General features: G+C 70.0%; 19 protein-coding genes and 2 pseudogenes. 9 read left to right on the top strand and 12 right to left on the bottom strand.

Annotated elements, in window-relative coordinates; all coding sequences use genetic code 11:
- Positions 1 to 72: 72 nt before the first annotated feature.
- From NS2_RS11390 to NS2_RS11380, 4 genes are read right to left on the bottom strand one after another with little or no spacing between them, the layout of a single operon-like run.
- Positions 73 to 900, bottom strand: coding sequence for a class II fructose-bisphosphate aldolase (locus NS2_RS11390; protein WP_033087520.1), 828 nt, complete (start codon positions 898 to 900; stop codon positions 73 to 75).
- The gene (locus NS2_RS11385) at positions 897 to 2,078 is read right to left on the bottom strand and encodes an N-acetylglucosamine-6-phosphate deacetylase (RefSeq protein ID WP_231992988.1); all 1,182 of its coding nucleotides are present in this window, start codon (positions 2,076 to 2,078) and stop codon (positions 897 to 899) included. The genes NS2_RS11390 and NS2_RS11385 overlap by 4 nt, the downstream gene beginning before the upstream one ends.
- A complete protein-coding gene (locus NS2_RS36755) occupies positions 2,075 to 3,034 on the bottom strand; it encodes an ROK family protein (RefSeq protein ID WP_052086304.1) in 960 nt (319 codons plus the stop codon). The genes NS2_RS11385 and NS2_RS36755 overlap by 4 nt, the downstream gene beginning before the upstream one ends.
- Positions 3,034 to 3,942, bottom strand: a complete 909-nt coding sequence (locus tag NS2_RS11380; RefSeq protein WP_033087523.1) for an SIS domain-containing protein — start codon at positions 3,940 to 3,942, stop codon at positions 3,034 to 3,036. Before NS2_RS11380 ends, NS2_RS36755 begins: the two co-directional genes overlap by 1 nt.
- A 239-nt stretch (positions 3,943 to 4,181) precedes the next feature.
- On the opposite strand from NS2_RS11380, the gene NS2_RS11370 reads away from it, so the two are divergent.
- Positions 4,182 to 4,970, top strand: a complete 789-nt coding sequence (locus tag NS2_RS11370; protein ID WP_033087496.1) for a DeoR/GlpR family DNA-binding transcription regulator — start codon at positions 4,182 to 4,184, stop codon at positions 4,968 to 4,970.
- A gap of 7 nt (positions 4,971 to 4,977) precedes the next feature.
- Here NS2_RS11370 and NS2_RS11365 read toward each other — a convergent pair whose 3' ends face one another.
- The 4 genes from NS2_RS11365 to NS2_RS11350 all read right to left on the bottom strand — a co-directional run bounded on the left by NS2_RS11365 (position 4,978) and on the right by NS2_RS11350 (position 9,074).
- On the bottom strand, positions 4,978 to 5,547 hold the full coding sequence (locus NS2_RS11365; protein ID WP_228102500.1) for a hypothetical protein: 570 nt from the start codon (positions 5,545 to 5,547) through the stop codon (positions 4,978 to 4,980).
- 158 nt (positions 5,548 to 5,705) lie between these two features.
- Positions 5,706 to 6,755 (bottom strand): polyprenyl synthetase family protein, encoded by a 1,050-nt coding sequence (locus NS2_RS11360; RefSeq protein WP_147207158.1) that lies wholly within the window; start codon positions 6,753 to 6,755, stop codon positions 5,706 to 5,708.
- Between the two features lie 44 nt (positions 6,756 to 6,799).
- Complete coding sequence (locus tag NS2_RS11355) at positions 6,800 to 7,660, bottom strand: SAM-dependent methyltransferase (protein ID WP_033087498.1); 861 nt, start codon at positions 7,658 to 7,660, stop codon at positions 6,800 to 6,802.
- A 181-nt stretch (positions 7,661 to 7,841) separates the two neighbouring features.
- Entirely contained in the window at positions 7,842 to 9,074 is a 1,233-nt protein-coding gene (locus tag NS2_RS11350) for a cytochrome P450 family protein (protein ID WP_045437213.1), read from the bottom strand.
- A gap of 151 nt (positions 9,075 to 9,225) precedes the next feature.
- Between NS2_RS11350 and NS2_RS11345 the strand changes: the two genes are divergently transcribed.
- Both NS2_RS11345 and NS2_RS11340 read left to right on the top strand, forming a co-directional pair.
- Positions 9,226 to 10,005 carry an MmyB family transcriptional regulator gene (locus tag NS2_RS11345; RefSeq protein ID WP_036545561.1) on the top strand — a complete coding sequence of 260 codons (780 nt, stop codon included), beginning with the start codon at positions 9,226 to 9,228 and terminating at the stop codon, positions 10,003 to 10,005.
- Between the two features lie 246 nt (positions 10,006 to 10,251).
- Positions 10,252 to 11,727 carry an FAD-binding oxidoreductase gene (locus tag NS2_RS11340; RefSeq protein ID WP_045437211.1) on the top strand — a complete coding sequence of 492 codons (1,476 nt, stop codon included), beginning with the start codon at positions 10,252 to 10,254 and terminating at the stop codon, positions 11,725 to 11,727.
- A gap of 326 nt (positions 11,728 to 12,053) precedes the next feature.
- Here the strand turns inward: NS2_RS11340 and NS2_RS11335 are convergent, their stop codons facing one another.
- On the bottom strand, positions 12,054 to 12,236 hold the full coding sequence (locus NS2_RS11335) for a hypothetical protein (protein ID WP_033087500.1): 183 nt from the start codon (positions 12,234 to 12,236) through the stop codon (positions 12,054 to 12,056).
- A gap of 108 nt (positions 12,237 to 12,344) precedes the next feature.
- On the opposite strand from NS2_RS11335, the pseudogene NS2_RS38400 reads away from it, so the two are divergent.
- The 3 genes and pseudogenes from NS2_RS38400 to NS2_RS11325 form a co-directional block, all read left to right on the top strand.
- Positions 12,345 to 12,629, top strand: a pseudogene (locus tag NS2_RS38400) (LysR family transcriptional regulator substrate-binding protein); the annotation flags it as partial.
- 151 nt (positions 12,630 to 12,780) lie between these two features.
- On the top strand, positions 12,781 to 13,011 hold the full coding sequence (locus NS2_RS37355; RefSeq protein WP_033087501.1) for a type 2 periplasmic-binding domain-containing protein: 231 nt from the start codon (positions 12,781 to 12,783) through the stop codon (positions 13,009 to 13,011).
- A gap of 112 nt (positions 13,012 to 13,123) precedes the next feature.
- Entirely contained in the window at positions 13,124 to 14,584 is a 1,461-nt protein-coding gene (locus NS2_RS11325; protein ID WP_033087502.1) for a flavin-containing monooxygenase, read from the top strand.
- 3 nt (positions 14,585 to 14,587) lie between these two features.
- Here the strand turns inward: NS2_RS11325 and NS2_RS11320 are convergent, their stop codons facing one another.
- Entirely contained in the window at positions 14,588 to 15,034 is a 447-nt protein-coding gene (locus NS2_RS11320; protein ID WP_052086305.1) for a PaaI family thioesterase, read from the bottom strand.
- Positions 15,035 to 15,066: 32 nt separating this feature from the next.
- On the opposite strand from NS2_RS11320, the pseudogene NS2_RS38395 reads away from it, so the two are divergent.
- Positions 15,067 to 15,354, top strand: a pseudogene (locus NS2_RS38395) (winged helix-turn-helix transcriptional regulator); the annotation flags it as partial.
- A 34-nt stretch (positions 15,355 to 15,388) separates the two neighbouring features.
- Positions 15,389 to 15,748, top strand: coding sequence for a hypothetical protein (locus NS2_RS37350; protein ID WP_052086306.1), 360 nt, complete (start codon positions 15,389 to 15,391; stop codon positions 15,746 to 15,748).
- 7 nt (positions 15,749 to 15,755) lie between these two features.
- Here the strand turns inward: NS2_RS37350 and efeB are convergent, their stop codons facing one another.
- Positions 15,756 to 16,976: an iron uptake transporter deferrochelatase/peroxidase subunit gene (efeB, locus tag NS2_RS11310; protein WP_033087503.1), complete on the bottom strand. Its 1,221-nt coding sequence runs from the start codon at positions 16,974 to 16,976 to the stop codon at positions 15,756 to 15,758.
- A gap of 23 nt (positions 16,977 to 16,999) precedes the next feature.
- Positions 17,000 to 19,096, bottom strand: coding sequence for an iron uptake transporter permease EfeU (gene efeU / locus NS2_RS11305; protein WP_033087528.1), 2,097 nt, complete (start codon positions 19,094 to 19,096; stop codon positions 17,000 to 17,002).
- A 338-nt stretch (positions 19,097 to 19,434) separates the two neighbouring features.
- Here efeU and NS2_RS11300 point away from each other — a divergent pair, with 338 nt between their 5' ends.
- Positions 19,435 to 20,706, top strand: a complete 1,272-nt coding sequence (locus tag NS2_RS11300; RefSeq protein WP_045437208.1) for an MFS transporter — start codon at positions 19,435 to 19,437, stop codon at positions 20,704 to 20,706.
- Positions 20,707 to 20,730 lie beyond the last annotated feature (24 nt).

The following is a 20,730-nucleotide window of genomic DNA, read 5'->3' as shown; positions in this document are numbered from 1 at the left end:
GCCCGGCCCGGCGGACGGAAGGCCCGCCGGGCCGGGCACGCGATGCGAGCCGACCGGTGCCGCCAACCGCTTTCAGCAGTCCAGCACCCGCAGGTGGGCCTCGACGTCGCGTTGCATGCCGGTCCGGCCCGGTCCCAGGTAGCGGCGCGGATCCGATGCGGTCGGTGCGCCTGCCAGCGCGGTGCGCACGGCGTCGGTGAGGGCGATATTGAGCCGGGTCCCGATATTGATCTTGACCATGCCGTGCCGGACCGCCGAGCGCAATCCCTCGTCGGGGACGCCGGAGGAGCCGTGCAACACCAGCGGAACCGGCAGCGCGGCAGCCAATTTCGCGATCAGCCCATCGTCGAGCCGGGCGGCGCGGGTGGACATGGCGTGCGCGGAGCCGACCGCCACCGCCAGCGCGTCCACGCCGGTGGCCGCGACGAAGGCCACCGCCTCGGCCGGATCGGTGCGCACCCCGGGCGCGTGCGCGCCGTCCTTACCGCCCACCTCCCCCAGCTCCGCCTCGACGAAGACGCCGCGCTCGCGACACCACGCGGCGACGGCGGCGGTCGCGCGCACATTGGCCCGATAGCCGAGCGTGGAGCCGTCGTACATCACCGAGGAGATACCGGCCGCGACCCCCGCGCGCACCAGCTCCGCCGAGGTGGCGTGATCCAGGTGCACCGCGAGCCGGGCGGTGCTGTCCTCCGCGATCGAAAGGCAAGCGCGGGCCAGCGGTTTCAGGCCGCCGTGATAGTGGACGGTGTTCTCCGAGATCTGCAGGATCGCGGGGCGGCCGGTGGCTTCGGCCGCCGCCGCGATGGCCTCCGCGTGCTCGAGGGTGATGACATTGAAGGCTCCCAGGCCGCCGGAACCGGCCGCGGCGATGAGTTCGGGGACGGGGGCGAGGGTCATCTCGACCACCGTCCCCGGTAGAGGACCCGGCGCGGCCGCAGCTCCTCGTCGACCACCAGCAGATCGGCGCGGCAGCCCGGACGCAGATCGCCGACATCGGAGAGTCCGGCCGCGGCGGCGGGGGTCAGGGTGGCGGCCCGGACCGCATCGCGCAGTGGCACACCGCATTCGCGCACCGCCCAGCGCACACACCGCAGCAGATCGGCGGTGCCGCCCGCGATCGAGCCGCCGGGCACCCGGGCCACGCCGTCGCGCACCACGACCGGCTGCGGGCCCAATCGGTACTCGCCGTCGGGCATGCCCGCGGCCTGCATGGCGTCGGTGATCAGCGCGACCCGGTCGGCGGTGGCGAAAACCATGGCGGCGAAACCGGGTTCGACGTGCACACCGTCCCCGATGAGTTCGACCACGACGCGATCCCGCGCGGCCGCGGTGATGGCGGCGGCCACCGGCCCGGGGGCACGGTGGTGCATGGGTGGCATCCCATTGCCCAGATGGGTGACCGAGGTCGCGAAACCGCTGGGCCACAGCGCCTTCGAGAAGGTCGCGTAGTCGGCGTCGGTGTGCCCCAGCGAGACCGTGACGCCCACGTCGGCGAGTTCTCGCGCCAGCTCCCGGGCGCCCGGCAATTCCGGGGCGAGAGTCATGATGCGCAGCCATCCCCCGCTCGCGTCGAGCAGCCTGGCCGTCCATTCCGGATCGGGCAGACGCAGCCGGTCCGGATCGTGGGCGCCGCACCGGGTCTTCGCCAGACACGGTCCCTCGCAGTGGATTCCGCCGATCACCCCGGCCTCGGCGAGCCCGCGCAGGGTGCCGGCCTGGGCGAGCATGAGATCGGGTTCGGCGGTCACCAGCGCCGCGAGCAGCGTGGTGGTGCCGCGCGAGCGGTGGAATTCGGCGGCCGCCGTGGCCTCGGCCGGATCGGTGGTGTCCATGCGATGCCCGGCCCCGCCGTGATTGTGGATGTCCACCAGTCCGGGCAGCACCGTGCCCAGGTATTCGGGTTCGGCCGATTCCGGATGCAGCGCACGCCAATTCGGGAGGTCCTCGACCGCGACCACGCGGTCACCGTGCACCGATACCACCGCGTCCTCGAATTGTGCGGCGGGAGCGATGACTCGCCCGCGCACGTGCGATACGCCGTACTCGGCCACGCTGCCAGCATCCACATCGTTCACGCGAGCGCTCCGCGCCGCGCCAGCAGCGCCGCCCCGCGCAGTCCGGCCCGCGCCCCGTATTCCCCGATCCGTACCTGCGGCACGGGCGCGACCCGCAACCGGGCCGCCAGCGCGCCGTGCAGCCGATCGGCCAGCTCGCTTCCGGCACCGGCCAATCCGCCGCCGAGCACGATCAATTCCGGGCAGACGGCATGGATCACGCCGAGCAGGCCGTCTGCCAGCGCGTCGACGGCGTCGTCCACGACCGCGCGGGCCACCGGGTCCAGGGTCGCACGGGCGAACACCGCGGCGGCGTCGACACCCTCTTCGCCGGTGCGGGCCCGATACGCCCGGGCGATGCCGGTGGCCGACGCCACCGTCTCGACACAACCGACATTGCCACAGGGACAGGGAATCCCATGATCGCGACGCACCGGAATGTGCCCGTACTCGCCCGCCTGCCCGATGCCGCCGCGCACGAAACGCCCCGCGACGGAGAGGGTTCCGCTGATTCCGGTGCCGATGATGACGACGCAGACGGTGTCGTGGCCGCGGCCCGCGCCGAAGCGCCATTCGGCCCAGCCCGCCGCCGCCACATCGTGCTCGATGAGGACCGGCATGGCCCACCGGTCGGCGAATCGCGCGCCCACCACCACATCCCGCCATCCGATGTTCGCGCTGAAGACGGCGATGCCGCGCTCGGAGTCGACCAGCCCGGGCAGCAGCGCGGCCGCGCGCCGCACCCGCTGCCGGTCCGCGAGCGCCAGCCGGTCCAGCAGCCGCGCGCCGAGGTCGGCGGCCGCGTCGAGCGCGGCCTCACCCCGTGGCGTCGGCACGGACTCCGCCACCAGGGCGGGCCCGGCGGCCGCACTGATCTCGGCCTTGACGGTGGTGCCGCCGATATCGACGCCGAGCACCAGATCGTCGTCGCCGAGCGGCTCGGCAACCAGCGAAGGGGAACTGATCGGAACACTCATCAGCCGAGGATGACCGACCGGCTCAGATTGCGCGGATTATCCGGATCCACACCGAGGTCCGCGGCCCGCAGCAGGCACAGCCGATGCACCCGGACCAGCTCCGCCATCGGGTCGGCCGCCCGCAGTTCGACATGCGCTCCGGCGGCGGCCACCTGGTCGGCGAGCCCCTCGGGCAGTGCACCCAGGCCCCAGACCGCGCGGCCCGGCGCGGCAATGCTGATGGGCCCGTGCCGGTATTCGGTGGCCAGGTAGGACTCGGTCCAACTCTGGCTCGCCTCACGCAGTTTCAGCGCCGCCTCGTCCCCCAGCGCCGCCGCGAAACCCATCCCGACGAAGGTGATCTGTTGCGCGGCCCGGACTTCGGCGAGGGTGAGCGCCGGATCCTCGGCCAGGGCCGCGCGGGCCTGCTCGATCACCGGTGCCAGATCCTGGCCCAGGTGCCAGCGCAGCAGGGCCAGCGTGGTGGTCGCGAACCGGGACTGCACCACCGACCGCTCGTCGATCTCGGCCATGAGGATGGCGTCACCCAGTTCCAGCGCGGGCGTGCCCGGGCTGGAACCGATGACGGTTCGCGCCGGACCGGCCGGGAGGGCGCGCATGGCGTCGAGCACCTCGGTGGTGGTCCCGGATCGGCAGATCACCAGAAACCTGTCGTAGTCCCGAGCCGGAACCTGACCGGCGGGCCAGGCGTCGGTCAGCCCCTGCCCCAGCTCCTCCCGCAGCGCCGCGTAGGCGCGAGCGATGAACAGCGAAGTGCCGCAGCCGAGTACGGCCACGCGCTCGCCGGGGTGCGGGAGCAGGCCGGAGTACCGGTCGGCGATTTCGCGGGCGCGGGCCCAATCGTCGGGCTGGGTGCGGATCTCGGCGGACAGATGCGTCCCGGGGAGCGGATCGGCGGGTGTGAACACGTCACCAGATTGCGACCAATGATCGTTCACGTCAACTTGGCAAGCGAAATGATCAGAAACGATCACGCATGTGGAGCGCAGGTCCGATCATGGTCGCGCTGAGGAAAATTCGGCGGCCGACACGACACGGCTTGGCAATATCCGTTCGCGGTCTCTACCGTCGGCATCGTGCCTGTTGCAATCCTGTTCGCGCGCATCGAGAAGCGCCCGGTCGCCGGCCCGACCGCGGGCGGCGTCGAGTGACCGCGCCCGCCGATCGGCCCCAGCGCTGGAATCGGCTGCTGGAGCTGCTGGCCGAGTCGGGCAGATTGTCGGTGGAGGAGGCGGCCGAACGGCTGGGGGTCTCGACCGCCACCGTGCGCCGCGACTTCACCGCGCTGGCCGATCAGCAGCTGGCCACCCGCACCCACGGCGGCATCGTGGCGACGGCGGTGGCCTACGATCTGCCCGCCCGCTACCGGCACGGCGACCGCGCCCGGGAGCGCATCGCCGAACACACTGCGGCGCTGGTGGATTCGTCGGCGGTGGTGGGCCTCAACGGCGGCACCACCACCACCGCGGTGGCCCGCGCCCTGGCCGGGCGCACCGACCCGTCGGCGGCCGAGGACGAGCAGCTCACCATTGTCACCAATGCCCTCAATATCGCGGCCGAACTGGTGCTGCGGCCGCACCTGCGCACCATCTGCCTGGGCGGCATGGCGCGGCGCGAGTCCTACGAACTGCACGGGCCGCTGGCCGAACGCGCGCTGGCCGAATTGCGGATGAACACGGTCGTGCTGGGCGTGAACGCCATCTCCGCCGAGGGCGGCGCGCAGTGTCGGCACCTGGACGAGGCCGGGGTCAGTACCGAAATGGTCCGCCGCGCCGAGCAGACCATTGTCGCCACCACCTCGGACAAGCTGGTGTCCACGGCCCTGGCCCGCATCTGCCCGATCGAGGCGGTCCACGTCCTGGTCACCGATACCGACGCCGACCCGGAGACGGTCGCCGCCATCCGCGCGGCCGGAACGCGAGTGGATCTGGTCTGACCCGCGCTCAGGCCGGGACCCGGTCGGGGCCTTGCAGAATCGCGAGCCGGACGGCGGCCAGCACGATCGCCCGGTGCGGCAGGCGCAGCCGCCCCTGCTCCGGTTCGCTGACCCAGTGCCAGCCCGGTTCGCGGTCGGAGGTCGGCAGCATGATCCGGCTGCCCCGGCCCGGGAGGGTGACGCCGTACCCCTGGAGGAAGATCCGAAGTCGCTGCGGGACCGGGTGATACGGGAGCGGCGGCGCGATCAGGAAGGTCCAGCCGCGCTCGCGCGGGTCGGCGATCACGGGTATGGACGGCACCCACGACAGCCGCTCACGCACCTGCTCGCCCAGGGTGCGCGGCACGCCCAGGGCCTCGACGGCCGCGCCGATGGTGAGCAGGGGCCGGTCGGCGTACATCTCCACCGGTAGTCCATAGCGCGCTCGCAGGACGTGGGCCGCTTCGTGCGGGGAACAACACGATTCGTACATCGGAACCTCCGGGTGCGCGACGGTGAGCGCACCCGGTGCCGAGGTGTCCGCGAGTCCGTGGCCGACACGAAGCATGAACGGAGGAATCGCGTCGAGTGCGGACACCGGGCGATTGGAGGCTCGTCGACCGGCACCGGGTGCGAGAGACAGTCGCGATCATCGACGGTGCCCCGGTGGTGACGTACGGATGGCATTCGGATGTCGGGCTGTAAAGCTGTGTCCCCCAATCGCGAACGGATCCGGTGAGGAGGCTCACCGCCGATTCAGCGGTCGCGGTGGACGATCGCGTCCACGAGGGTCAGCAGGTCGGCCGGTACCGTGCCGTCGGGCAGGACGGCCAGCGCGGCCGCCAGACGTTCGTCGGCCTTGCGCCGCACCGTACTTCGAGCATCGGTGGCCTCGACGAGGTGGGTGGCGCGCGCGATATCGGCCGCGATGAATGCCCGCTCGGAGCGGTACAGCGCGGAAAACTCCTCGCCTTCGGGCGTTTCCGAAGCCAGGGCCGCCAGCACCGGCATCGTCTTCTTACGGCGGGCGAGGTCGCTGCCGACCGGTTTCCCGGTGATCGCGGGGTCGCCCCAGATGCCCAGGATGTCGTCGGTGAGCTGGCAGGCGACGCCCAGTTCGCGGCCGAATTCTTCCATGGCCGCCACGGTCTCCGGATCGGCGTGGGCGACGAGTGCGCCCAGCGCGCAGGACGCGCCGAAGAGGGAACCCGTCTTGGCGGCCGCCATGTCGGTGTATTCGGTGAGGTCGACACGGGTCCGCCGTTCGAATTCGCAGTCCCGGTGCTGGCCCAGGGAGATATCGATCACCGCGTCCTCCAGGCGATTCGCCGCCGCGGTCGACAGGTGGGCCGGTAATCGCGAAATCAGTTGTGCCACAGCGGCAGCGTGCATGGCGTCGCCCAGCATGATGGCGGCGGGGATGCCCCAGCGGCTCCAGACCGTCTCCCGGCCGCGCCGCAGCCGATCGCCGTCCACGACGTCGTCGTGCAGCAGCGTGAAATTGTGGATCAACTCCACCGCCGCGGCGGGCGCGGCGGCGTGAGTGCAATCTCCGCAGGCGGCCGCGGCGGCGAGGACCAGGGCCGGGCGCAGCATTTTGCCCGCGGCACCCTGTTCCGGGCCGCCGTGGGCGTCCCACCAGCCCAGGTGGTATCCGGCCAGGTGGCACAGGGGCTCCGGTAGCCGGTCTATGACCGGCCGGAGCACCGGCAACACCGTCGCACGCGCCGCGGCCAGCAGGTCTGCGGCCGATCTCGTCGCGGCCGTGGACGATTCGACGGTGTTCGGCTTTCGGGCGGGAATCATCATGGCGTGCCTCGGATTTCGCTCGATCGCCCCGAGATCGGGGATTACCGGTATTTACGGGCCTCGGCCCGGATAACGAGGTAGTTGCGCCGATCGGCACGGTAGGCATGCAGATAGAACGGTTCGACACCGGTCGCGTGCGAAGAGTGCGAGCGCAGTTCCCAGTACGGAATCGCGTCGATGGTGTAGTCGCGCACCAGCGATGGGATCAATCCGTGCCGGGCGAGCATGGCGAAATAGTGCGATCTGTCGTGGATGTGGCAGACGTAATGGGCGTCGATCGCGTCGATGTCGTGCCGGTCGCCGTCCACGATGTCGTTGCCGCACCACGTCACACAGACGAAGCTCCCGCCCGGGCGCAGCAGCCTGGCGAATTCGGCGAACGCCTCGTCCAGATCGACATACATGGTGGTCTCGTTGGTGACGATGGCGTCGAAGGAGTTGTCCGGCAGCCCGGTTTCGGCCATGTTCGCGAACCGGAAGCTCACCAGGTCGTCCCAGCCGTGCTCGTGTCCCAGCCGCTCGGCGAATTCGATGTGATGGCGACAGAAATTGACGCCGACGACCTCCGCGCCGAACCGCCGGCTGATCATGAAACTGGTGCCGCCGCGACCGGAGCCGCCGTCCATGACGCGGGCTCCCGGCGGCAGCGCGGCCAGCGCCTCGAGAATCAGGCCGACCTGCGCCGACTCCATGCGGTGCATCTCGTCGAGGATGGCCATTTCCCGGAGTTCCGGCGGCACCACCAATACCGACCGGTCGAAATCTCCCACCGCGAAATGATGGTGGTAGAGATCGTCATTGCGACCGAGCAACAGGTTGATCGGATCGCTGGTCTTGCGGTCCCAGTCGTTCTGCAATTGACGTTCGTACTCGTTGCGTACGACCTTGATGACACGCGCCATCGATCCCCCTCCTCGGCACGGTGGAGGTTTGCCACCGACAGCAGCCCTGCCCCGCTGAGATTCCGAGATCAGCGATGGCGACTTCGGCGGCGTCGCACCATTTTAGCGCTCGGAGCCGCCGTAGCGGCCGTGTCGCGATCAACACGTCCGCCGTGGTTGGCGCCGCCGAGCCCGCGTGAAGTCAGAGCCGGACCGGTAATGTGCTGAAGCCGCGCACGATAAGGCTTTTGCGCCAACGCAATTCGGTACCGGGGGCGAGTTCGAGATCGGGGAAGGCGGCGAGCAGCCGGGTGATCGCGATGACGCCCTCGGTGCGGGACAGCGGCGCGCCGACGCACCGATGAATGCCGTGTCCGAAGGCGATGTGATTGGACGGCGTGCGGTCGGGGTCGAATCGGTGCGGGTCGGGGAATTGCGCCGGATCGCGATTGGCCGCGGCCATCGACACCAGGATCAGCTGGTCCCGCGGGATCTCGATGCCGCCCAGCACGATCGGCGCGGTGGTGTAGCGGAAGGTTGCCTCGGTGGCCGGGGCCTCGTAGCGCAGCACCTCCTCCACGAAGGCCGGGATCCGGTCCGGATCCGCGCTCAGTCCACGCTGAAGCTCCCTGTCCGCCAACAGGATGGCGATGCCGTTGCCGATCAGATTCACCGTGGTCTCGTAGCCCGCGACCAGCAGCAGGAAGACCATGCTGATCAGTTCGCGGTGGCTGAGCCGGTCCCCGTCCGTGCGGGCGGCGATGAGCTCCGACAGCAGATCGCGGCCCGGCTCGGCGCCTTTCGCGCGGATCAGGTTGTCGATGTAGCCGACGAACTCCATGACCGCGGCCGCCCGCGCCTCGTTGCTGTCCTCACTCGACAGCAGACTGGTGGACCACCGCTGGAACGCGTCCCGGTCCGCGCCGGGCACGCCCAGCAACTCGCAGATCACCGACATCCCGAGCGGAACCGCGAACCGCTCCAGCAGATCCACGGTCTCGCCAGCCGCCAGCCCACCCAGCAGCTCATCGGCGAGTTCGGTGATGCGCGGCGCCGATTCCGCCATGGCCCGCCCGCTGAAAGCCCGGTTGACCAGACCCCGCAGCCGGGTGTGCTCCGGCGGGTCGTAGAAGACCATCATGTCGGCGAACATGCTGCCGCCCAGATGCCGATCGCCGCCCTCGGCCTCGACCGTGGCCCGCGCGCCCGGCGACTCGAGCACCTTGCTGATCGCGGGATCGGTGAACGCGGCCTTGGCGACCTCGTAATCGGTGATCAGCCACCCCAGGCCGGAATCGGGAAGCCGGACCCGATGCACCGGCCCGCGCCCGCGCAGCCGGTCGTAGATCGAATGCGGATCGTCGAAGAACTCGTCGCCCAGTTCGAAGACTTCCGTCGCCAACTCGGCTGCCGGAGAGCCGATCTCGTACCCCATGGCCCGGAATCGATCAGCGCGGAGCGGCCGTCCACGCCGCCGGATTTACCCCGCCCGTATATACAATGCCGGTGCATGCAGTACCAGAGAGGATTACCCGAGAGTGGTGAACGAGACCTCGAAACAGTCGTTGGGGCAGCAACTTTCATTCTTGCGCAAGCGTGAGGAGCTGCGCAGGCACGAGTCCGGGGAACTGCCCGCGAACCGAAAGTTCAGCCGGGAGAAGGCAGCCGGGGAAGCCCATATCACCGCGAGCTACCTGACCAAGGTAGAGCGCGACGAGGTCGGGCAGGTCGACGTCGGCATCCTGCGGGTGCTGGCCACGACCTATCACGCCAGCGAGGACGAGTGGCGCTACATCTGTGATCTGGCCGGTTACGCCTCGCCCTACCCGTCCATCACCGGAATCGGACCGGCCCTGGAGATCCCCGAATTCGACGCGTTCGAAGCCGCGATCACCCCGATCATGCGGGCCGAAATGGACGAGTCCACCGACGATCTGGTGTCGTTCTATGCGCCGCAGCGCCGCTTGATCGCGGCGAACCGCGCCTACTACGACACCTTCCCCACCCATCGGCCGGGCATGTACATGCTCGAATGGTCGTTCACCGCGGAAGCGCGGGAGATCATGGTCAACTGGGACACCGGGGTCGGCCTCGGCGTCGCCACTCATCGCGGGTTCATGGGGCGTTACGGCCACACCGCGTGGGCCAAGGACTATCACGACCGGCTCGAGCGCCACGCCGAATTCCGGGAGCTGTGGGACGCGGGCGCGGTGACCTACACGCTGCCGCTGGACATGCAGTCCCGGCTGCGGGTCCGCGACGGGCTGTACGCGCTGGTCATGGAGAACTGGCAGATGCAGCACGAGCTTCCGATCGTCCGGTCCCGCGGACGCCTGAGCCGATCGTCCGGTCCCGCGGACGCCTGAGCCGATCGTCCGAGACCGAATCGCCCGGAGATCGGTGATCGATTCCTGACACTCGCGACGCGCGGGCGACTCGCCGGGTATTCGATCACGGTTGCCTGTGAATTGCCCCCGGCCCGCTCGAAGCCCTGTCGTGGCCGCGGCTCGTCGGCACAATTGGGTCGGCGTCCCGGGCGGGCGCGCATCCGCCTGCCCGACATGGATTGCCCGACATGGTTTTTCCAGCGAGCACACCAGCCCGGAGGGCGCATGCGCGGAGCGAGGACCGGTCCGGCCGAGAGTCACTTCTCGCGCGGCACATTCCTGTACGGCGCGCTGGGCATCGCCGCTTCGCTGTGGGGATTCGACGGCATCGCCGACACCGGACTGGTCTCGGTCTCCTCGGCCCCGGCCGGGGCGAAGCCGAATTGGAGCGCACTGCGGCGCTGGATCCGCGGCCGGGTGGTCTGCGCCGACGACGCCGATTACGGGGCGGCCAAACAGGTTTTCAACACCCGCTTCGACGGCGCGGCGCCCGCGGCCGTGGTGCAGGTCGCCGATATCGACGATGTGGTGGCCGCCATGGGCTTCGCCGCCGAGTACCGGCTGCCCGTGGCCGCGCGCTCGGGCGGGCACTCCTACGCCGGGGTGTCGGCGGCGACCGGTGCGCTGATCATCGATGTCCGCGCGCTGACCGGTGTGAATGTCACCGCGGGAGCGGCGATCGTGGGCCCGGGCCACACCCTCTACGAGGTGTACCGCGAGCTGGACCGGTTCGGGCTGACCATTCCGACCGGCATGTGCCCGGATGTCGGCATCTCCGGACTCACCCTCGGCGGCGGCCTGGGCTTCGAATCCCGCGCCCACGGCCTCACCTGCGATCGGCTCACGGCCGCGACGCTGGTGCTGCCCGACGGCACCATCACCGAGGTGTCCCCGACCGACGCGCCCGAGCTGTTCTGGGCGATCCGGGGCGGCGGCCCGCTGTTCGGCGTGGTCACCTCCCTCACCTTCGAGCCCTGCGCGTCGACCCCGAAAGGCGTGGTGCGCCTGACCTTTCCCGGCACGAGCGCGGCGCGGGTCATCGCGGGCTGGTCGGACTGGCTGGCGGAGGCCGATCGCGACCGCTGGGCCGATGTCAGCGTGGACGCCGACGGCGACGGCAATCTGGACTGCTGGATGCAGCTGATCTGCCCGGCGGGTGCGGGCGACGCGGCTTCCGCCGAGCTCACCGACGCGATCGGCGTGGCACCGCTGACCCTCGACAGCTGGACCCTCGGCCACCTGGACACCGTCACCACCCTGGCCGGCGGCGGCCCGACCACCCCGCGCGCGAGCTTCACCAATGGCTCCGACATCGTCGCCGAGCTCACCGACGAGGTGATCGATCGCATCGTCGCGGCCCTGACCGCCTTCTCCAAGGTGGGCGGCACCGGCTGGGTGCAGCTCAACACGCTCGACGGCGCGATCCGCGACACCGGCCCCGAGGACACCGCCTTCCCGTGGCGCGCCCACGCCGCCCTGGTGGAATGGGGTGCCTACCAACCGATTCCGCACGACACCGCGCTGTCCTGGGTCACGGCGGCGCACCGGTTCTGCGCACCGGTCTCGGCGGGCGCGTACATCAACTACCTGGAACCGGGCGACGCGCTGGCCCGCTACTACGCCCACAACTACCCGCGCCTTTCGGCTCTGCGCCGAAGCATCGACCCCGACAATCGAATTCACACGGTGCTGACCGCCTGACCGGCACGCACGACATCTTGCAGGGCTGCTGCGAAATTGCCGATAGCCCGCGAGAGTTTGGTAAAACACCACATTTCAGATGCTTGACCAGCCGAGCGAAAGCTCATTCGAAACACCCGGAGGAGAAGGACGATAATGGGCTTCCTGGCCAATCTCGTTGTGGACGCGCTCGTTTCGGAGCTGATCAAGAAGATCTTCAGCGGCTCCGCCGGCCACAAGTAGGCCGCCATACGAAAAGGGCCCGGAACCGAACGGTTCCGGGCCCTCTGCTCAGCTGCCCATGCACCTCGGGCAATGATCGGACTGGATCAGGCACCATCGCCGCGCTACGCGCGAAATTGTCGGCCCGAGCCACTGCGGTCCGCGATCTCCTCGTCCAGCGCGTAGGAGATCGCGGCCGGGGCGGCGGGCGGGTTGGGCGGCAGGGCCAGCGACCGCTCGCCGAGGCGCTCGGCGGCCCCGTATTGCAGCGTGTGCAGCGAGCTCACCAGGGCGTTCCAGTCGGTCATCGGTTCCTGTTCGTCCGGGAGTGAAATGCCCTGAAAAACGCTATTGCACCGGGAAGTCGAAGAGAAATCATCGTTCCCGAACGGTTCACAACATTCATTTGTCAATCAATGGGACGGTTGGGCGCGCTGGAGGGCGCGGCCCCGACCCTCACCGAGCCCATCCTGTCGACCTTCCGCCAGCACCACCCCGGAATCACCGTGGAACTGCGCCATTCCACCTATGAGGTCCCGTCGGCCGGACTGTCCACGGGCGCGGTGGACGTGGCCTTCGCCCGCCGCCCCTTCCTCGACGACGGCATCCACTTCGAGACGCTGTTCGCCGAACCCCTGATGGCGATGGCGCCATCCGGTCATCGGCTGGCCGCCCGCACCGAGGTCTTCGCCCACGAACTTCTCGCCGACCCGCCGCTCGGGGCCACCACCACCGATCCGTTGTGGAATGCCTTCTGGGAGCACGACGACTACCGCGACAGCGCCCCGGCCCCGGTGGTGTCGCGGTCGAACTCGCTACTCGAGGAGTTACACAGGGTCCGGGGTCGGCATCGTGCTCACCGTGGCCCGCGCGCGCTGGATCCCGTTCCCGGGCGTGCGGCTGCTGCCGATCGTCGACGCCCCGCCCAACGAGGTGGCGGTCGGCTGGCGCACCGCACGCGAGTCGGCGCTGGTCCGTTCCTTCGTCGAGGTCGCTCGATCCGTTCGAGACACCCACCCGGACCTGATCGCACTGCTGGAGAAACCGGACTTCGCCGACTGCACCGTGCCGCCCCACCTCTGATCGCCCGACTCGCGCCCCGACCCCCGCACTCGCCCGAGCCGGTTGACACATCACCCCCATCCAAATACCGTCAGTATTCGAGTTCTGCGGGTATTCAACAAGGAGGTTGGGGATGGGCGCGCCGCGGCAGCCTCGGATCGTGATCATCGGGGCCGGGGTGTCCGGCATCGCGAGCGCTATCACCTTGCAGCGCAAGGGGTTCGGCGACTTCGTGATCCTGGAGAAGGGCTCCGATGTGGGCGGGGTGTGGCATTGGAATCACTATCCCGGGCTGACCTGCGACGTTCCCTCTCAGCTGTATCAGTTCGGCTTCGCACCCAAGCCGGACTGGTCGCACATCTTCGCGCCCGGGCCGGAGATCCAGCGGTACCTGGCCGATGTCGCCGAGCAGTACGGGCTGCGGTCGCACGTGCGGCTGAATTCCGAGGTGGTGGCGACGACGTTCACCGGGTCCGAGTGGCAGGTCGAGACCGCCGACGGGACCCGCTACGAGGCCGACTTCGTGATCGCGGCTACCGGCGTGCTGCATCACCCGGCAGTGCCCGACATTCCCGGGCTCGGCGAGTTCACCGGTGAGGTGCTGCACACCGCGCGCTGGGACGACACCGTCCCGACCGATGGCCGTCGGATCGCCGTCATCGGCACGGGATCAACTGGGGTGCAGGTGGTTTCGGCGCTGCAACCCGACGCCGAACGGATCACCCACTTCGTGCGCAGCCCGCAATGGGTGATCTGGGCCCCGATGCAGATCCCGCAGCCCGCGCTCGTGGGCGCGGTGCTGAACCGGCTGCCGCAGGTGAATCGCGCGCTCTACCAAGCCGGTATGGCCGGGGCCAAGCTGTTCACCGATGTGGTCACCCGTCCGAGCTGGCGGCGGCGGGCGGTGCAGGAGTACGCCCGGCTGAGCCTGCGCGCGCAGATCCTGAAACCCGAACTGCGCGAACAACTCACGCCGGACTACGAGCCGCTGTGCAAGCGCCAGGTGCTGTCCGGCAGCTACTACCGCGCCCTGCGCGCCCGCAATGCCGAGCTGGTCACCACGGCCATCGACGCGGTGACCCCGACCGGCATCCGGACCGCCGACGGCCGCCACCACGAGGTCGACCTGATCGTGCTGGCCACCGGTTTCCGGGCCCACGACTACATGCGCCCGATGAATCTGACCGGCCGCGAAGGCATTTCGATCGACGACGCCTGGGCCAAGGGCCCGCGCGCCTACCGCATGACCGCGATCCCGGGTTTCCCCAACTTCTTCACGGTGCTGGGCCCGCACTCCCCGACCGGATCCATTCCCCTGCACCACGCCGCCGAGGTCACCGGCCGCTACATCACGCGCTGGATCCAGCGTTGGAGCGCAGGCGAATTCGACACCGTCGAGGTCACCGAGGAGGCCGCCGACCGCTTCGAGTCCGAGGTCGCCGCGGCCATGGGCCCCACGGTGTGGAACACCGGCTGCAACTCCTGGTACTTCACCGAGGGCGGCAGCATCGACCTGCTCCCCTTCGACCGCGCCACCATGGAATCCATGCTCGCCGAACCCGATCCGGCCGACTTCCACCTGCGGACCCGCTGAGCCCTACCGCGCTGCGAAGATCGCGCACGTGGTGGTGGCGTGCGCGTAGAGCTTGCCGTCCTCGATACCGATGAGCTGGGCTTCCGCGGTGGCCAGGGTGCGGCCGACGTGGACGGCCCGGCCGGTGGCGCGCAGCTTTCCGGTGTGGGCGTAGACCGGGCGCAGCAGGTTCACGTTCAACTGGGCGGTGGTGTAGCCGCTCCCAGCGGGCAGGCGGGTGCAGACGGCCGAGCCGAGCGCGGAGTCCAGCAGGGTCGCCAGGTAGCCGCCGTGCACACTGCCCATCGGGTTGTAGAGGCGCTCGGAGGTTTCGCCCTCGAAGACGGCCGATCCGGTTTCGGCCGCGACCAGTTCGAAGCCGAGGGTGGCCGAGATCGGCGGCTGCGGGCGGCGGCCGTCGATGATCGAACGCAAGAAGTCCAGGCCGGTTTCGGGGTTTTCGCTGTTCACCGCACCGACGGTAGTGACCGCAAGCGGACCGCATGGTACGGATTCCGTACCATCGGCCCATGAGCGGATACGGGCAGTTCTGCTCCATCGCGCGGGCGCTCGAGGTGCTCGGGGAACGGTGGAGTCTGTTGATCGTGCGGGAGTTGCTGCTCGGCGAGCGCCGGTTCGGCGATATCCGCCGGGGGATCCCACGCATCTCCAAGACCATGCTGTCGACGCGTTTGAAGGAGCTCGAGCGCGCCGGGGTGATCGCCCGCGACGGGGACGGGTACCTGCTCACCGAGGCGGGACTCGCGCTGACTCCACTGCTGAAGGAACTCGGCGGGGTGGGCCGCACGCTGGGATCCGCGCGGCTTGCTGCCCGAGCATCTGGATCCGGACGCGCTGCTGTGGGATCTGCACCGGCGCATCGTGCCCGAAAATCTGCCCGCCGCACCGACTCTCGTCGAGTTCCGGTTCCCCGAGCACGGGCCGCGGCCCTATTACCTGCTGGCCAGGCGACCCGATGTCACGGTCTGCGACGAGGACGGCGGGCATCCGGTGGCGCTGCGCATCGAAGCGGATCTCGATGCGCTGACCCGGTATTGGCTCGGTGAGGTCGGCTGGTCCCACCTGCTGCGCGCTGACCTGATCACGCTCACCGGACCGAGTACGCTGCGCCGCGCCTTCCCCACCTGGTTCTCCGGCTACCTCCTCGCGGCGAAGTCCGCGTGAGCGCGCGTCAGCTCAGCAGGGTGCGACCGTACCAGTCCTGCGCGTCGCGTACGCCCGGCACGACGAAGAAGTAGCCGCCGCCGAAGGGCTGCACGTAGTCGGTCAAAGGCTCTCCGGCCAAACGGGTTTGGATGGTTTCGAACTGGCGTCCGATGTCCTGCTGGAAGCAGGTGAAGATGTGGCCCGCCGACATATTGCCGTTCGGGTCGATGCCCAGGTCGTAGTTGTAGGACCGGCGCAGCAGCTGCTGATTGTCGGTTTCGGGGGTGCGGGGGTTGGCCAGGCGGATGTGGGCGTCGGCCGGGGTGACGGTGGCGTCGGGATCGGCGGCGTAGTCGGGGATGTCGGATTCCCGGGTGCCGTCCAGGGGTGCGCCGGATTCGCGGCGGCGGCCGAACATGTTCTCCTGCTCGGCAATCGAGACGCGGTCCCAGAATTCGACGAGCATGCGGATGAGGCGGACCACTTGGTAGGTGCCGCCCTTGGTCCAGGACGGTTCGTCGGTGGAATCGACCCAGATCAGATCGGAGGCGGCCGATCCCACCGGATTGGCGGTGCCGTCCTTGAAGCCCAGCAGGTTCCGCCCGGTGCCGGAGGGACGCGCCGGGGAGTTGTAACCCTGGATCCGCCAACGCAATTGGAGCGCACCTCGGGTGTGGCGGGTGATGTCGCGAATGGCGTGGTGGATGGTGTCGGGCTGGTCGGCGCACAGCTGGACCAGCAGGTCGCCGTGCATCCAGACCGGATCGGGCGAGTCGTCGGGGAAGGTCCGCATCGGGGTGAGGTGCGCGGGCTTGCGGTCGGCCAGGCCGAAGCGCTGATCGAACAGGCTCGCGCCGACCCCGACGGTGACCGTGAGCCCGTCGGCGGGAATCTCGGGGCCCAGCACCGCGCTGTCGGCGGGCGGCGCACCCACGCCCAGATCCGGGGCCGGGCCACCCGAAGTGAGAGCGCGGGCGCGGACGGTCAGGGTCTTCATGAGATCGGCCCGGTCGGCCGCGGTGACGTCGAAGGCGGCGAAGCAGGAGGCGTTCTGCTTCTCGGCGGGAACGGGCGTCAGAATGCCCGACTGGTGTTCGCCGTGGAACGGGAAAACCCGGGTGGCCGTGGGCTGCCCGCCCGCGGCGGCGTCGACCCGGGCGCCCTCGGCGAGCACGCCCGCGGTCAGGGCGGTTCCGGCCGCGCCCGCGGCGGCGCCGGAGAGGAAGCGGCGGCGGCTGACAGTCATCGGTGTGGTGTCCTTCGTCGGAGTCAGTTCGCTCGGGTTTCCAGCAGCCGCGGCACGCGGGAAAGCGCTTCCAGCGCACCGCCGGTCGCGGCGATCACCGCCTGCCGGGCGGTCGGCGGCGTCTGCGCGGGCGCGCGCCAGCGGCCGTTGTCCTGAGTCGCGAGCAGGGCGGCGCGCAGCTTGTCGAGCTTGGCCGCGAGGTCCGGGCGCAGCTTCGGATCGCGCTGGTCCAGCAGCGGGCCGAGCCGGTCGAGGATGACGCGGGTGACTTCGACATCGGCCAGCGTCATCGGGTAGGCCGCGCCGCCGCCCTGATCGTCGAGGCCCGAAAAGTGGTCGCGCAGGGCGTCTTCGAGAATCTCGTGGGCGCGCACCGGCAGGGTGGCCGGATCGCCCGCGAGCTCGGTGCTGGTCAGCTTGTCCCCGATGGCGGCGATATCGACGCCGAGCTTGTCGACCACCGGCAGCAGCCGATCCGGGCCCTGACCGTGCCACAGGCCGTACTCGAGCCGGTGCAATCCGGTGAAGTCCGGATCCTCGACGCCGCCCGGCAGCCCGCCGGGCAGGCCGTCGACCGCGGTCCCGGCATCGCCGAAGCTGTTGTAGGACGCGCCGACCCGCTCCCACTCCTGCTGGGCGAGCAGCCAATCGGCCTGCGCTGCGGGGATATTGTTCGCCTTCAGATCCCGGCCGACCGTGGCGACCGCGGCGGTGAGCCGGGTCAGCGCCTGCCGCACATGGTCCTGGTAGGCATCGTTCGGGCCACGCAGTTCGCTGGTGCGGACCTGCTTGAAGGTCAGCGGCGCAGCGGTCTGCGGGCCGGTGGCCCGAACCCGCGCCGAGGACAGCGCCGGGCGGCCCGACATCAGGCAGACGATGGTGTAGCTGCCGGGGTTCAGGGTCGCGGTCAGCTCGGCGGTGGTGCCGGGCCCGATGTTCTCGATCTCGCCGGCGACCGCGCCGTCGGCATCGACCAGATCGATCTCGCCGGGCTTGCCGGAGGCATTGTGCACCGAAATGGTCCGGGTGCCGGTGCGGGCCGAAGTCCACTCCGGGGCACAGGCATCGGCGGTGACGGTGACCTTGCCGGTGCCGCTGGTGTCGGCGGCGGGCAGCAGCGCGCTGGCGGCAGCCGCCGCGAGCACCGGGACCAGCACCAGGACCGCACCGACCAGGACCGGGCGGGGACCGGCCAGGCGCTCCCACCAATCCGGGTGCACGGATTCGGTTTCCGGCTCCGGAGCCGGCGTGGGCTGCGCGTCGGGGGTCGCGGCGGGCTGCGGCGCGGTCGCCGGGGTCGGCTGTCCCGCGCGCAGGAACAGCGGAATCACCGTGGCCAGGTAGGCGATCCACGCCACCACCTGGAGCACGGTCATCTTCGGCGACAGGTTGGTGACGCCGGTGATGATCGAGACCCACCAGGAATTCGGGTCGACGTGCGCGCTCAGGTCGAACGCGATCCAGCGCGCCCCCGGCAACCAGCCCGCCTCCTGCAGGTCACCGAGGCCGTAGGCGAGCACACCGGCGGCGATCACGATGAGCAGCACGGCCGTCCGGTTGAAGAAGACCCCGAGGTTCAGCCGCACCGCCCGGCGGAACAGCAACCAGCACAGCGCGAGTGCGAGCACCAGGCCCAGCGCCGCACCCACCAGCGGTGCCACGGTCGATCCGGCCGCCTTGATCGCGGTCCACACGAACAGCGTGGTCTCGAGCCCCTCGCGTCCGACCGCCAGGAACGCCGTCACCGCGAGCACGCCCGCGCCCACTCCGGCGGCGCGAGCCACCTCGCCGCGCAACTGACCCGACAGCGAGGCTCCGGTCCGCCGCATCCAGAAGATCATGGCGGTCACCAGTGCCACCGCCAGCACGCTCAGCACCCCGGCGACCGCCGCGCGGGCCGAACTCGTCAGCACCGCGGTGGAATAGGTCAGCACGGCCGCGAAACTGCCCGCGACCGAAACGGCCCCGAGCACCCCGAGCCAGACCGGCGTCGTGGACACCGGGCGCTCGGGTGTGGACAGCCTCCGCACGGCCGCCAGCAAGATGGTGACGACCAGTCCGGCCTCGAGACCTTCCCGCAGGCAGATCAGCAGATTCGGCACAGCCTCGGCAACACTCACGGGTGCCAAGGTAAGCCATACCTATATGCTCGTCCATCCGGGTACGGGCAGCGCCCGGTCAGACGGCCACGCCGGGCAATCACATGGTCATGCCGGGCATCAGACCCTGCTGATGCAGCCACATCATGATCGCGTGGCACGCCTGCATCACCGGGGACTGCGTATCCATGCCGTTCATATCCATCGATCTCAACTCCTCGTACTCGGGCCGACACCCAGCGGCCGACTCGCATTCGACGATCGCACCGTGCAGCCGCCGCCAGCAGGGTCAGAGGACCTGATCATCGTGGCCGAAGTTCCCGCGGCCGCAGCGCCCGCGAGCCGGTACCGTGCGGCAGATGGCCACCGAAACCGGTACCGCCACACGCTGGCCCGCGTGGCTGACCCCGAATCTACGCGTGCTGTGCGGGGTCAGCTTCCTCGCCGATACCGCCAGCGAGCTGGTGTACCCGATCCTGCCGATCTTCCTGACCACCGTCCTGGGCGCGCCCACGGCGGCGGTCGGCGCGGTCGAGGGACTGGCCGAGGCCGCGGCGGCGGCCACCAAGATCCTGGCCGGACGGCTCGGCGACCGGTTTCGCAAACGCCCGCTGATCGCGCTGGGCTACGGATTGGCCGCCCTGGGCAAGGTCCTTGTCGCCGTGGCGGTCTCGTGGCCGATCGTGCTGGCCGGACGCTGTGTCGACCGGTTCGGCAAGGGGGTGCGGGGCGCGCCGCGCGACGCCCTGCTCATGGTCGACGCCGATCCCGCCGCCAAGGGCCGCGTCTTCGGCGTGCACCGCGCCGCCGACACCGCCGGGGCCGTGGTGGGGCCCGCGCTCGGATTGGCGCTGTACGAAGCACTCGACCATCGGATGCGGCCGCTGCTCTTCATCGCGATCGTGCCCGCCGTCGCGGCGGTGGCGCTGATCGCCGCCGTCCGCGAAAAGCCTTCTGCGCATGCCACTTCCGCGACGGCCGCGCTCGCACCCGTGAGCGCCGAACCCCTACCGGGGCGGCTGCGGGGTGTCATCGTGCTGCTGACGATGTTCGCGCTGGTGAACTTCCCGGATTCGCTGTTGCTGCTGCGGGCCCACCAGCTCGGGCTGTCGGTGGCCGGGGTGATCGGCGCCTACATCGTCTACAACCTGGCCTACGCGTTGCTCGCCTATCCGGCGGGCGCGCTCTCCGACCGCATCCCCCGCCACCTCGTCTTCAACTGCGGGCTGGCCTGTTTCGCGATCGGCTATCTGGGCCTCGGGCTGGCGTCCGGCCCGGCCTGGGTCTTCGTGGTGCTGCCGATCTACGGCGGGTTCGCCGCCGCCACCGACGGTGTCGGCAAGGCGTGGATCGCCGACCTCGCCCCGGCGGCCCGGCAATCCACCGCCCAGGGCCTGTATCAGGGGCTGAGCGGCGGAGCCATACTCATCGCCGGGCTGTGGGCCGGACTGGCCTGGGGTGGCGACGGACGCATCCCCCTGTTGATCTCCGGTGGCGTCGGCCTCGTCCTCGCGGTCCTATTGGTCCTCGGCGGACGCCGTGTGAGCGCTCCGGCTAGTTCCCGAGTGCGCCCGTCCGCGGATCGATCGGCAGCGGAAACCCGTTCGCCAGACACGAACTCCCGGCATTGACGCCCACCCGCGGACGAGTGGATC

Origin of the sequence: Nocardia seriolae NBRC 15557 (assembly GCF_007990715.1) — a bacterium.
GTDB lineage: Bacteria > Actinomycetota > Actinomycetes > Mycobacteriales > Mycobacteriaceae > Nocardia > Nocardia seriolae.
Note: the sequence above shows the minus strand (reverse complement) of the source record. Positions and strands in the feature narration are given on the sequence as shown.